General features: G+C 68.4%; 12 protein-coding genes. 6 read left to right on the top strand and 6 right to left on the bottom strand.

What is annotated here, in order from left to right; translation table 11 throughout:
- Positions 1-217 precede the first annotated feature (217 nt).
- Complete coding sequence (locus J7654_RS14420; protein WP_209736571.1) at positions 218-538, top strand: 2Fe-2S iron-sulfur cluster-binding protein; 321 nt, start codon at positions 218-220, stop codon at positions 536-538.
- 3 nt (positions 539-541) lie between these two features.
- On the opposite strand, the gene J7654_RS14415 is transcribed toward J7654_RS14420, so the two are convergent.
- Positions 542-1135: a DUF922 domain-containing protein gene (locus J7654_RS14415; protein WP_209736570.1), complete on the bottom strand. Its 594-nt coding sequence runs from the start codon at positions 1133-1135 to the stop codon at positions 542-544.
- A 137-nt stretch (positions 1136-1272) separates the two neighbouring features.
- Here J7654_RS14415 and folP point away from each other — a divergent pair, with 137 nt between their 5' ends.
- Positions 1273-2133: a dihydropteroate synthase gene (gene folP / locus J7654_RS14410; RefSeq protein WP_209736569.1), complete on the top strand. Its 861-nt coding sequence runs from the start codon at positions 1273-1275 to the stop codon at positions 2131-2133.
- Complete coding sequence (gene folK / locus J7654_RS14405; RefSeq protein WP_209736568.1) at positions 2130-2630, top strand: 2-amino-4-hydroxy-6-hydroxymethyldihydropteridine diphosphokinase; 501 nt, start codon at positions 2130-2132, stop codon at positions 2628-2630. Before folP ends, folK begins: the two co-directional genes overlap by 4 nt.
- On the opposite strand, the gene J7654_RS14400 is transcribed toward folK, so the two are convergent.
- The 4 genes from J7654_RS14400 to J7654_RS14385 form a co-directional block, all read right to left on the bottom strand.
- Positions 2627-3163 carry a hypothetical protein gene (locus J7654_RS14400; RefSeq protein ID WP_209736567.1) on the bottom strand — a complete coding sequence of 179 codons (537 nt, stop codon included), beginning with the start codon at positions 3161-3163 and terminating at the stop codon, positions 2627-2629. The genes folK and J7654_RS14400 overlap by 4 nt on opposite strands.
- Positions 3164-3259: 96 nt before the next feature.
- Positions 3260-4324, bottom strand: coding sequence for a YcjF family protein (locus J7654_RS14395; protein ID WP_209736566.1), 1065 nt, complete (start codon positions 4322-4324; stop codon positions 3260-3262).
- Entirely contained in the window at positions 4321-5769 is a 1449-nt protein-coding gene (locus tag J7654_RS14390; protein ID WP_209736565.1) for a YcjX family GTP-binding protein, read from the bottom strand. The genes J7654_RS14395 and J7654_RS14390 overlap by 4 nt, the downstream gene beginning before the upstream one ends.
- 16 nt (positions 5770-5785) lie before the next feature.
- The gene (locus J7654_RS14385; RefSeq protein WP_245195512.1) at positions 5786-6649 is read right to left on the bottom strand and encodes a SixA phosphatase family protein; all 864 of its coding nucleotides are present in this window, start codon (positions 6647-6649) and stop codon (positions 5786-5788) included.
- On the opposite strand from J7654_RS14385, the gene dksA reads away from it, so the two are divergent.
- Complete coding sequence (dksA, locus tag J7654_RS14380; protein ID WP_209736563.1) at positions 6597-7013, top strand: RNA polymerase-binding protein DksA; 417 nt, start codon at positions 6597-6599, stop codon at positions 7011-7013. The two genes, J7654_RS14385 and dksA, sit on opposite strands and share 53 nt — an antisense overlap.
- A gap of 114 nt (positions 7014-7127) precedes the next feature.
- Here dksA and J7654_RS14375 read toward each other — a convergent pair whose 3' ends face one another.
- Entirely contained in the window at positions 7128-8504 is a 1377-nt protein-coding gene (locus tag J7654_RS14375) for a flagellar biosynthetic protein FliO (protein WP_209736562.1), read from the bottom strand.
- Positions 8505-8819: 315 nt separating this feature from the next.
- On the opposite strand from J7654_RS14375, the gene cckA reads away from it, so the two are divergent.
- Positions 8820-11354, top strand: coding sequence for a cell cycle histidine kinase CckA (gene cckA / locus J7654_RS14370; RefSeq protein ID WP_209736561.1), 2535 nt, complete (start codon positions 8820-8822; stop codon positions 11352-11354).
- 236 nt (positions 11355-11590) lie between these two features.
- A complete protein-coding gene (recA, locus tag J7654_RS14365; RefSeq protein ID WP_209736560.1) occupies positions 11591-12661 on the top strand; it encodes a recombinase RecA in 1071 nt (356 codons plus the stop codon).
- The last annotated feature ends 98 nt before the right edge of the window (positions 12662-12759 follow it).

Below are 12759 nucleotides of genomic sequence, written 5' to 3'. Positions count from 1 at the left end.
AGGTTAACGATACCGCGAAATTTCGAGCGGATGTGGCCCCGGAACCCCGGAACGCAGGGCGGTCGCCCCATGAAGATCGCTGCGGACTGCCTCGCATCCGCATGCCGTTCTTAGCGCAACATACACCAAGCGGGCCAAAAGGTCGTCCTCGATTCGCCCGTCGCGCCGCTTGGCGGGCCCGTTGACAGGGCAGGGGCCGGACGCCAAACGGTGAGTCATGACGACGATTACCTTCGTGACCATGGACGGCGCGCGCTATCCGATCGAGGCGCCGGACGGCTCGACGGCGATGGAGAACGCGGTTCGCCACGACGTTCCGGGCATCGATGCCGATTGCGGCGGGGCCTGCGCCTGCGCGACCTGCCATGTCTATGTCGCGGAGGATTGGCGCGAAGCGGTGGGCGAGCCGGCGGAGATGGAGGAGGACATGCTCGACTTCGCCTACGACGTGAGGCCGAACTCGCGCCTTTCCTGCCAGATCCGCGTGCGCCCCGAACTCGACGGGCTGGTGCTCAACGTGCCAGAGCGCCAGGGCTGACGCCTACTGCGCCGCAGTCTGGCGAAGGGCGCGGCGCAGGCGAAAGCCGATCTCGCGGCCTTCCAGCGTATCGAAATCGTTCTGCGCCTTCTCGTGCCATGCGAGATAGCGCCCCGTCGCGGTCCTCACGCGCTCTTCCATCCTGGCGCAGTCGCGCTCCGGGCGCAGGTTGCGCAATGCGCTTTCCATCCGGCGAAGCCAGTGGCGGGCGATCGTCGCGTGCTCGCGCTCGTGGCGCTCGATGTCGCTGGCCAGCGTGTTCCAGATCAGCGCCGTTTCCGGCGAGGCATCGCGCGGGGCGGTCCAGCGGGGCAGGGTCATCTGCAGGTCGAGGGCGAGCTGGACCTCGTCGACGCGGCACAGGCCCTCGTCCGCCGCATAGGTCACCTGCCCATCGAAGCTGACGGTCGTGGAGCCGGGATGGCGCATGCCCGAGGACGCGAGCAACGGCCCCCTGGACGCCAGATCCTCGTCGATCTCCTCCAGCGTGGAGCCGCGGACGGAGAAATAGGTGGTGCTCTCGCGCACCTCCGCGGCCCATGCGGGGGCGGCCAGCGCCACGGTGGCGGCAACGAGACATGCGATGGACCGCATCATCGGCGCCCCCTTTGTTCTGGCGAAGCTTTGAATCCTTGCGGTGGAACGCTATCCCGGCCCGCAAACGCCACAAAGCGCATATCAGCCACAGGCCCGGCGACAAACCATGACATGCTCAACAAATCGGTGATCATTCGATGAAACTCGTTCTGCCCCGGCCGCGTCGGTGGCTGCTGGCCCATGGCCGGGAGTTGGAACTCGGCGCGCGCTCCGTGGTCATGGGAATCGTGAACGCCACGCCCGACAGCTTCTCGGACGGCGGAGCCTATGGCGGAGACGTCGAGGCGGCGTGCCGGGCGGGGCTGCGGATGGTGGAGGAGGGGGCGGACATCCTCGATATCGGCGGCGAATCGACCCGCCCCGGTGGAGAGGCCGTTTCGGCGCAGGAGGAGCAGGCACGCGTACTGCCCGTCATCGAGGCCCTGGCCGCGCGCACCTCCGCGCTGATCTCGATCGATACCTATCGCGCCGAGACCGCCCGGCTCGCGGTGGCCGCCGGCGCCCACATCGTCAACGACGTGTGGGGCGCGCAGAAGGAGCCCGCCATCGCCCGCGTGGCGGCCGAGACGGGCGCGGGGCTTTGCCTGATGCACACGGGCCGGGAGCGTGAGCGCCTGCCCGACGTGATCGAGGATCAGCGCGCGTTCCTCTCCCGCTCCCTTCAGATCGCGGGAAAGGCGGGCGTGGCGCGCGAGCGGATCGTGCTCGATCCCGGCTTCGGCTTCGCCAAGGACGTGGACGAGAACGTCGAGCTGATGCTGCGCATGGAAGAGCTGCAAGCCTTCGGCCTTCCCATCCTCGTCGGCACCTCGCGCAAGCGATTCGTGCGCGCGCTGAGCGGGCGGGCGGATGTGCGGGCCGACGCCGGCACGGCCGCCACCTCCGTGCTGCTGCGCGAGCGGGGCGCCTCAATCTTCCGCGTACACGACGTGGTGATGAACCGCGAGGCGCTGGCCGTTGCCGATGCGCTGCTGGCTGCGGCCGGGAAGGGCGCATGACGCTCTCCTATCTTGGGCTCGGCGGCAATCTCGGTGACCCCGCCGCCGCCATGTCCGCCGCCCTCCAGGCACTCGATTCGCAGGCCGGGACGCGCGTCGTCTCCGTCTCGCGGCTCTATTCGACGCCGCCCTGGGGGATGCTGGACCAGCCCTCCTTCCTCAACGCCTGCGCCAGCCTGGAAACGTCGCTGGAGGCGGAGGCGCTGCTGCGCCTGTGCCTGCGGGTGGAAAAAGACTTGAAGCGCGAGCGCCGCGAGCGGTGGGGGCCGCGCATCATCGACATCGACATTCTCGACCATGGCGGAATCGTCCGAAACGGGGCGGCGCTGACGCTGCCCCATCCGAGACTCACCGAGCGCGCCTTCGTGCTGGTGCCGCTGGCCGAGATCGCGCCGGCGCTGACGATCCGCGGCAGGCCGATCGAGGCATGGGCGCGGCAGGCCGACCTGTCCGGCATCGCGCCCGCGAGCGTCGATGGGGAGTGGTGGCGGGGCTAGTTCCGCAAGGCGGTCTGGCGTACCGGTGCGCCGTCCCGCTTCAGGTTCATTCCGATGACGGGGACGAGCTCCTCGCCGACGCGCACGGAGACCGTTACGTTCATCGTGTCGGTGCCCTCGAGGCGCGCGACCATGGCGCCGTTGAGCTGCTTGCGATCGAGCCCGAAGACCATGCGCTCACCGTCCAACTGGCCGGAGACGATGTCGAGGCCGGCGCCCTCTGCACCGTCGAGGAAGGCGCCGACAAGGCGGCCGTCGCGCCGGTTGATCTCGGCGCTCATGCGTTGGGAGAAGAGGCCGACGCGGCACGAGCCGTCCAGCGCCATGCCCACGTCCGTGGACGGGACATTGCCCGCCAGGTCGCATGAAAAGCGCGTGCCCTTGTACTTGCCCGCCACGATCTCCCCCGCGCCGGTCCAGCGGCCGACGACATTGTTGAAGAACGCCGCTTCCGGGTCGGCAAAGGCCGGCACGGGCGCGAGCGCCGCGGCGCTGACGAAAAGACCAAGTCCGGCGGCGAAGGAACGGAACATGAGCGGGCTCTTCTGGTCCTGAAATGCCACGGGAAACAGACGCGGCTGACCCATTCTTTATCGCTCGTAAGGGTTAACCGATCCTTGCGGGGCTGATCACGATGGCGGGCGCACGGGCTCGCGTGTCCCTGACAAACCCGTGAGATCGCTCATGAAATCTCCGATGGCCGGGCGTTTGACCGTCAGGAAGGGCATGGGCCGGCACAGGTCCATGGCCGCCAGGCCGATGCGGGCGGTCAGAAGGCCGTTGACGACGCCTTCGCCGAGCTTGGCCGAGAGCCGGGCCGCGAGGCCATGGCCGACCACCTGCTGCACGAGGCTGTCTCCCACGGCGATCGAGCCCGTCACGGCCAGATGCGCCAGCACGTCGCGCGTCAGCCGCACCAGGCCGATCGTGCCCGGCCGCGCACCGTAAAGCTCCGACATCTTGCGGATGAGCCGCACCGTTTCGAAGAAGACGAAGGCGAGGTCCACCAGCGCGCGGGGGCTGACGGCCGTGACCACCGAAACGCGCTTGGCCGAGCCGAGGACGAGAGCCCGCGCCTTGGCGTCCAGCGGCAGCAGGAGCTCGCGTTCGGCCAGCGCCACCAGATCGCGCCCGTCGATCACCTCATCCTTGAGGCTCTCCATCCGTGCGCGCCCGGCGGCGATCTCCGTTCGCCCGGCGAGGATGCCGCCCAGCCCGGCCACGGCGGCCTTCGCCTGCGCCTCGTCGTTCTTCTCAAAGGCCGTTAGGGCCGCCCTTCGTTCGGCCTCCACGGCGCGCAGGCGCATGAGCCCGATGATCTCGCGCATCACGACACCCAGCGCCCCGACCACCAGCAGGGCGGAGGCGGCGAGCGCGACCCAGCCGAGCCAGTCGGCGCGGGCGAAGAGATCGCGAACGAGGCTGTCGAGCGTGAGACCGATGGCAAGGGAGACGACGGCGCCGAGGGCGGTAAGGAACACCTTGCCGAAGGTGAGCCCGCCGGCGCGGGGCCGCCGCCGGGCGGGTGCCGCGTCGAGCGCATCGAGAGCCTCTCGTTCCAGCGCCTCGTCCGGCTCGATCTCGACGCGCTCGAGGTCCGTCACCGCGCGCGGGGCACGTGGGGCGGGCGGCGCTTTGCCTGGCGCGCCCGGCGCGTCGAACACGCGGGGGCCGCGCGGCGGTGTCTCGCTCATGCCAGCCGGTCTCCCACGAGGAATTGAAGCGCCCTGTCGAGCCGGATGTGGGGAAGAGACAGGGTCAGGCCCTCGGCGGTGCGCTCCAGCCGGGGCGGGCGGAAGCGCACGAAGGTCAGCGGATCGGCGCGGACCTCGCCCTTGAGGAGGCGCGCCGGGTCTTCCGGCAGGTCACCGGGGAACACGGCTGTTTCCGTCTGCCCGTCGAAGCGCCGCCCCGCGATCTCCTCGCCCGCCATGGGCGTGCCGACGATGACGGGCAGTCGCTCGCCGCCGTCCTCCACATTGGCCTCGCGCGTCGCGCGGATCGCAGCCATGGCGACGATATCAACCTGTGCCCCGGAAAACTCCGCCCGGCGAATGGCGTCCTCCACGAGGCGGCGCACCACCGCCTCCAGGCGGCGGTGGCTTTCGCGATGGAGATGATCCGCCTTGGTCGCGGCCACGAGGATGCGGTCCATGCGCCGGGAGAGGAGGGAGCCCAGCCAGCTTGCGCGGCCCGGCCGGAAGCAGGCGAGGATATCGGCCAGAGCCGCTTCGAGGTCGCGCACCGCCGCAGGCCCGGCATTGATGGCCTGCATCACGTCGACGAGGAGGATCTGCCGGTCGAGCCGGGCGAAATGATCCCGGAAGAAGGGCTTCACCACCACGCTCTTATAGGCTTCGTAGCGGCGCGCATGAACGGCGCCGAAGCTGCCCTTCGGATAGGGGGCGGCCGCCGGGTCGACATTCAGCGGGCCGAAAGTGAGGGCGGGCGATCCCTCCAGATCGCCCGGCATGAGGAAGCGGCCGGGCGGCAGGGTGGAGAGCGCCGTGGTATCCGCCCGGCAGCGGCGCAGATATTCGGCGAAGGCGGAATGGAGACGGGCGCTCGTGACCTCGTCGGCCTCGGCGGCCGGGTCTATCCCGTCAAGGATGGCCAGGAAATCTCCGGCCAGTGCCTCACGGCCCGGCAGGCGGGCCCGCTCCACGGCCTCCTTGGAGAACCGGGCGAAGTCCTTCTCCAGAAGCGGCAGGTCGAGAAGCCATTCGCCGGGGTAGTCTACGATGTCGAGCGAGAGCTTGCCGGCCGAGAACATGCGCGACCAGCCGGAGGCAGACTCGAATTCGATGGTCAGCCGCAGCTCGGAGATCGCGCGGGTGGAATCGGGCCAGAGCCGATCCTCCAGAAGCGCGCGCACATGCTCCTCGTACTGGAAGCGGGGCACGGCATCGTCCGGCTGCTCCTCCAGATAGGTCCGGCCGATCCGCCCGCCCGCCTGCGCGGCAAAGAGCGGCAGCCGGCCGCCATGCAGCAGATTGTGGACGAGCGCGGTGATGAAGACGGTCTTGCCGGCGCGCGAGAGGCCGGCCACGCCGAGCCGAAGCGTCGGATGGAAGAGGCCGGTGGCGCGCTCGGAAAGATTGTCGAAGGCGATCCGTGCTTCGTCGGCAATGGAGGTCATGGGGCGGGCGGCGTCCTCAAGCTGGCGGGAGGCCGGATATAGGGGGCCGTCGCCCCTCGCGACAGGAGCCGGCGCCGGCATCCTCCGGATCAAGCATCTCTTCGAGATAGCCGGCGCCGCTGAGATCGACCCGCAGCACGGCCAGCGCACAGGTTGCAAATCCCGCGTGAAGCGCCTGCAACGCGGCCGCTTCGCCCTGCGCCGCCAAGTCTATGGCGAACTGCTCGATCATCGGATTGTGCCCGAGGAGCAGGATCGTGCCACCGCCTGCACGCCCGAGCGCTTCGCGATAGGCCTGCGGCCCTCCGTGATAGAGCGCATCGTCGAACACGGGCTCGGTTCGCAGGGATGCCTTGTCCAGGGCCGCCAGCGTCTGGCGGGCCCTGACCGCGCCGGAGCAGACCACCGCGTCATAGGCGATCCCCCGTTCGCGAAGGATGCGGGCCAGCGCGCGGGCCTGCTGCCGGCCCGCCTCATCGAGGCTGCGCTCGTAATCGTCACCGCCCGGCAGCGGCCAGGCGGCGGATGCGTGACGCAAGAGATGCAGGCGACAGGGGAACGACATGGAGACCAAATAGGGCAGAACTCGCGCCCTTCGGCAACCGGCCGCGAAGCGAGCGAAGGTCGCATCCACGGTGCGAGGCAGGCGATGCAAGAGGGCAACGCTCACGCAAGCGTCATCGTCGATTTTTAGGCAGCGGCCGCTAAAGGGCTTGAATCCTAGTCGTTTAGCACAGGCGCGTGCATGGGGCTGGGGTGGCACAACCGCCTTGTTCCCTATGGAAACCGTGGGTATAAGCACCGCCACTTGCAGCTTGGAGGATGAGATGAGCGAAACCTTGCCGTTCGGCGACCCTCTCTCCGATGAAGGCGCGTTCATGAACGACCGCCAGCGGGAGTATTTCCGCCGCAAGCTGCTTGCCTGGAAAGCCGATATCCTGCGCGAGGCGCGCGAGACGCTGGAAACCCTGGCGCGCGAGAATTCCAATCTTGCCGATGCTGCCGACCGCGCCTCTTCGGAGACCGATCGCTCCATCGAGCTGCGCGCCCGCGACCGCCAGCGCAAGCTGATCTCCAAGATCGACGCGGCGCTGGAACGGATCGAGGAGGGAACCTACGGCTATTGCGAGGAGACCGGAGAGCCGATCAGCCTCAAGCGCCTAGACGCAAGGCCCATCGCGACCCTCTCGCTCGAAGCGCAGGAGCGCCACGAGCGGCGCGAAAAAGTCTATCGCGACGAATAAGGAACTGCTTTCATTACATTGAAAAGGCCCGGCTTTCGCTGGGCCTTTTTCGTTCGCGGTAATCTGGAGCTGGCCACCCGATTTGTTCCGGGCGCCGGTTCGCGGAACGCGCTCTTAACGGCGGTCTCCGGTCTGGAGGGTGAAGTCGCGCAGCAGGCGCTCCATCTCTTCCTCCAGCGATAGCTTCGGCTCGGCATCCGCCTGCGCGCGAGCTTCGCCGGTCGATTCGCCGCTTGCCGCCGGGGGCTGCGGAGCGCGCTCAGGCTCCGGGGAAGCCGGGCCGTCGTCCTTGCCCAGAACATCCTCGAGGAAGCTGGCGAGATCGTCGTCGTCGTCCTGCGGAGCCGGCGAGGGCGGCGCGACGGCGGGCGCCTCCGGGCGGCTCGGCTCGCGCCGGGCCTCGGCCGCAGCCTCCGGCGCTCGGGCAGGCGCTGCTTCCGCAGGGCTCGACCGATTCTGGATCGTGGAAGCAAAGCTGCGGACGCTCAGCGGCGCGGGGGCCGATTCGTCCACGACAGGCTCGGCGGGCGGGGCAGGCGGCTTGGGCTGCGCTGCTTCCTCCGAGGGCTGGGCTGAGGCGGCCGGCAGAACGGGCGTCGCGCGCCCGAGCGGGAAGCTGGGCGCCACCGGCGGGCGCTCCGGCTGCGGGGCGGGCTGCGCACGGGGCGCGGCAGGTGCGGGGGGTGAGGCGCGTTGCGGCTCGCCCTGCGCCGGCTTCTGCACCTCCCTCTGGGGCGCCTCGCGCGGCTCGGGGCGTGGAGCAACGACTCGCTCGGCCGGTCCTACGACCGGAGGCGCTGCGACCGGCACGTCGAGGCGCGGCTCGCTTCTGGCATGGCCGGGCGTGCCGGCGCGCGGCGCAGAGGAGCCTGCGGGCCTGTCCCGAGGCTCGACCGAAGGGGCGGGGGCGGGTTTCGGCTCCACGACGACCGCGGCCGGCTCCGGCGCGCGGGCAGGCTGCTCGGCCGTTGGAGCGGGCCTGGCGCGCGGTACGTCGCGGGCCGGCGGCGAGACCGGCATTTCGTTCACCGGGGGCGCCGGACGTGTAGTGGCTGCGATGGCGGGAGCGGTTTCGGCCAGCGGCGCGCGCTCGGGACGCGGCGCCTGCGGAGCGGGAACAGCGACCGGCGCCGGTGCGCGGGGCGCAGGCGGGACCGCGAGTTCGGGCTCACGCCGCTCCGCGGGGCGCGGGGCCGGCACGCGGCCGATATTGTTCTCGACGAGGAGGTCGTTCGGCCCGCCGATGAGCACCAGATGTTCCACGCCGTCGCGACGAACGAGCACCAGCTTTCGCCGCTGGTCGACGCCGACGGCGTCCACCACCGCCAGGCGGGGGGCCTGCGAGGACCCGATGCCGATGCGCCCGCCCAGGGCGCGGCGCGTCAATCCGATGACGAGAATGGCCAAGACAACGACCAGAATCGCCGCCAGGATGACCGAAACGATCGGAGCGAGGCTTTCGCCCACGAGACCGGCGAGCATGTCCTGCATCTTATTCCTTCTCCCGGGAACTTCTTCGCGAAGAATCGGCAAGCCGCCTCCGGGCAGCCTCAATCGTTCATGAAGCCTTCCAATCCCGTCTTCAAGGGTCGATACAGCTTCGGCCCGTATGGACTTCGATATCATGTCGGACGAAGCTGCCGCGCGCAATTCGTGCGGCGGTTCGTGGGATTCGTCTCCAGGTCTTCGCACGGGACATCGATGAAGGGACGCCGGACGGGCGTTCTGTTACATTCTTCTCCCGTTCGAGGCTGCAAGGCTCCACGAAACCTTGCACAGGAGCGGGCCAGCCGACCCATGGGAACCATGACGATCGAAACGCCCGGCACGAGCGAGAAGGCCATGATCGACAGAGGCGCGGGGGCGCGGGGCGTCAGGCGCCTTCTTTTCCTGGGCGCCTTCCTTTTCGTCTTCTCCGCCACGCTGGCGCTGTTCGGGCATGTGTACGGCGCCATAGCGCTTCTGGCGATCTTCGGCGTCCTGTCCGTGGTGGGGATCGCCGCGATCTTCGCGCTGTCCCTCGGCCTCCTCCAGTTCGCCGGGCGCCCGGCCGACGAGGGCATCGCCCGCGCCTTTCTCGATTCGCTGCCGACAGGCACGCTCGTGACCGACGGCAAGGGGCGCATCATCTATGCCAACCAAGCCTATGGGGAGGCCACCGGCGCGCAGACCGCCGGGGACGTGCGCACGCTGGAGAAGCTCCTCTCGCGCGAGCCGGAGGCGGCCGAGGCCATCTACCGGCTGGGAAACCTGGCCCGCGAGGGGCGCGAGGGGCAGGAGGAGTTCCGCCTCTCGCGCAGCCTGGCGGGCGGCTACGACGCCGCGCCGCGCTGGTATCGCGCCTCCGTACGCCCCCTGCCGGGCAGCCGGGCGCCGCTGCGCGCCTGGCAGATTGCCGATATCAGCACCGAGCGGCGCGAGCAGGAGAGCTTCTTCCAGGAGCTTCAGCACGCCATCGACTATCTCGACCATGCCCCGGCCGGTTTCTTCGCGGCGGACGAGGACGGGAAGCTCGCCTATATCAACGCCACGCTCGCCGACTGGCTCGGCCTCGACCTCGCGGCCTTCCAGCCCGGCACCATCGGCATAGAGAGCTTCGCCGGCCCCGAGGCCGCCACCTTCCTGCGGGGCGAGGCGAAGGGCGGGGAAGCGCGAACGCAGGTGCTGGACCTCGACTTCGTCAAGACGAGCGGCCAGCGCCTCCCGGTGCGCCTGCTGCGCCAGTCGGCGCGCGCGCCGGACGGGGCGCCGGGCCCCACGCGCACCCTCGTGCTCAACCGCGCCATGGAGGCGGAGGGCGCGCGCAGCCTGGAGGCGGCCGAGCTTCGCTTCACACGCTTCTTCAATTCCTCCCCCATGGCCATCGCGGCGCTGGACGCGCAAGGCAGCGCGACCAGGGCCAACCCGGCCTTCGCCCGCCTGTTCGGGCAGTCGGCGGCCGGAGGATCGATCCCGCTGGCGGAGGCGGTGCGCGAGGACAGCCGCGAATCGATTCTCGGCGCTCTGTCCGCCGCGGGGCGCGGGCAGGCCGGCATTCCGTCCATCGACGTCGAGCTGGCAGGCTCCTCGGCCCGCTCCGTGCGGCTCTACTTCAACGCCGTCTCCGACCTCACCGACGGCTCCGGCGACAGCGTCATCGTCTATGGCGTGGACTTCACCGACCAGCGCGCGCTGGAGGAGCAGTTCGCCAAGGCACAGCGGATGCAGGCCATCGGCAATCTGGCCGGCGGCATCGCGCACGACTTCAACAACGTGCTGACGATCATCACCGCGTCCGTGGACTTCCTCCTGCTCAACCACCGTTCGGGCGACCCGTCCTTCCAGGACCTTCTGCTCATCAAGCAGAGCGCCAACCGGGCCGCTTCGCTGGTTCGCCAGCTTCTGGCCTATTCGCGGCGCCAGACCATGCGCCCCAAGATGCTGAACCTGACCGATGTGGTCGCGGACATGCATCTTCTCCTCAAGCGAATCGTCGGCGACCTGGTGAAGCTCGAGCGCCACCATGGCCGCGACCTGTGGCCCGTCATGGCCGATATCGGGCAGTTCGAGCAGGTGGTGACGAATCTCGTCCAGAACGCGCGTGATGCGATGGCGGAGGGCGGCACGATCACCATTTCCACGCGCAACGTGCCGGCCGACGAGGCCGCGACCTTGCCCTATGCGGAGCTCTCTCACGCCGACTATGTGCTCGTGGAGGTGGCCGATACCGGTTCGGGCATGCCGGCCGATGTTGCCGAGCGCATCTTCGAGCCCTTCTTCACGACCAAGGAGATCGGCAAGGGCACGGGTCTGGGCCTCTCCATGGTCTATGGCATCGTCAAACAGTCGGGCGGGTTCATCTTCGTGGATTCCAAGGTGGGGGAGGGCACGGCCTTCCGCATCTACCTGCCCCGTCATGTCCCCGCCGAGATCGCCGCGCCCGCGCGCGACACCGCCGCTGCCGCCCTGCCCAACGCGCGGATCGACCTTTCGGGGACGGCCTCGATCCTGCTGGTGGAGGATGAGGACCATGTGCGGGCAGGCAATGTGCGCGCGCTGAAGATGCGCGGATACGAGGTGCACGAGGCCTCTTCCGGCGTGGAGGCGCTGGAGGTGATGGAAGAGATCGGGGGCCGGATCGACCTTGTGGTCTCCGATGTGGTGATGCCTGAAATGGACGGGCCGACGCTGCTCCGCGAAATGCGCAAGACACGGCCGGACCTCAAGTTCATCTTCGTCTCGGGCTATGCCGAGGACGCCTTCGCGAAGAACCTGCCGGACGGCGAGAAGTTCGGCTTCCTCGCCAAGCCTTTCTCCCTCCGGGAGCTGGCCGTGACGGTGAAGGATATTCTCGACGAATGAGGTCTGGCCTCGCCGGGTTTGAACGGCCTCGCCACGGCAGGGGCGCATATTCTGCGAAGGGCACACGCGTTAAGCCTTCGTTCATCAATCGCGAAATGGCGCCTCGGCCAAATCACTTCGCGAGAGTGGGAACAAAAAGAGATCATCCGCTTGCAAGATGGAACAAAAAGGGTACATTGACGGTAGCCAGATCGCATTGCGCCCCTTTGCGGCGCGTGGAATAAGGACCGGGCCCGATGGCACAGAACTCACTCCGTCTCGTTGAGGATTCGTCTTTGGACAAGAACAAGGCGCTCGACGCCGCGCTTTCGCAGATCGAACGGGCCTTCGGAAAAGGCTCGATCATGCGCCTGGGGGCAAATGAGAAGCTCGACATCGAAACGATTCCCACCGGCTCGCTCGGCCTCGACATCGCTCTGGGCGTCGGTGGTCTGCCGAAGGGGCGTATCGTCGAGGTCTACGGGCCTGAAAGCTCGGGCAAGACGACGCTGGCGCTCCATACGGTAGCGGAAGCGCAAAAGGCCGGCGGTATCTGCGCCTTCGTGGATGCCGAGCATGCGCTCGACCCGGTCTATGCTCGCAAGCTCGGGGTCAATCTGGAGGATCTCCTGATCTCGCAGCCCGACACGGGCGAGCAGGCACTGGAGATCGTCGATACGCTGGTGCGCTCGGGCGCGATCGATGTCCTCGTGATCGATTCGGTGGCGGCGCTTACGCCGCGCGCGGAGATTGAGGGCGACATGGGCGATTCGCTGCCTGGCATGCAGGCGCGCCTGATGAGCCAGGCGCTGCGCAAGCTGACCGGCTCGATCTCGCGCTCCAAGTGCATGGTCATCTTCATCAACCAGATTCGCATGAAGATCGGCGTCATGTTCGGCTCGCCCGAAACGACGACGGGCGGCAATGCACTGAAGTTCTATGCCTCCGTCCGGCTCGACATCCGCCGCATCGGCTCGATCAAGGATCGCGAGGAGGTGACGGGCAATCAGACGCGCGTGAAGGTAGTCAAGAACAAGCTGGCGCCTCCGTTCAAGCAGGTCGAGTTCGACATCATGTATGGCGAGGGCGTCTCTAAGACGGGCGAGCTGATCGACCTGGGCGTGAAATCCGGCATCGTGGAGAAGTCGGGCGCGTGGTTCTCGTACAACAGCCAGCGGCTGGGCCAGGGACGCGAGAACTCCAAGCAGTTCCTGCGCGACAATCCTGACCTGGCCAACGAGATCGAAAGCGCGATCCGCCAGAATGCGGGCCTTATTGCCGAGCAGTTGCTCGATAATTCAGGCCCAGGGGATGAAGCCGAGGCGTAAGGTTCAAGGGCGTCGCCGTCGTGGTGGCGCCTGAAGGCTTTGTAAGGGGCGCTGGCCCGGCCGTGGCTCTTGCCTCGATGGACAGCGTTCGCGGGCCT

It is taken from the genome of Aureimonas populi (genome assembly GCF_017815515.1).
Lineage (GTDB): Bacteria > Pseudomonadota > Alphaproteobacteria > Rhizobiales > Rhizobiaceae > Aureimonas > Aureimonas populi.
This window is presented reverse-complemented; position numbering and strand designations above follow the sequence as displayed.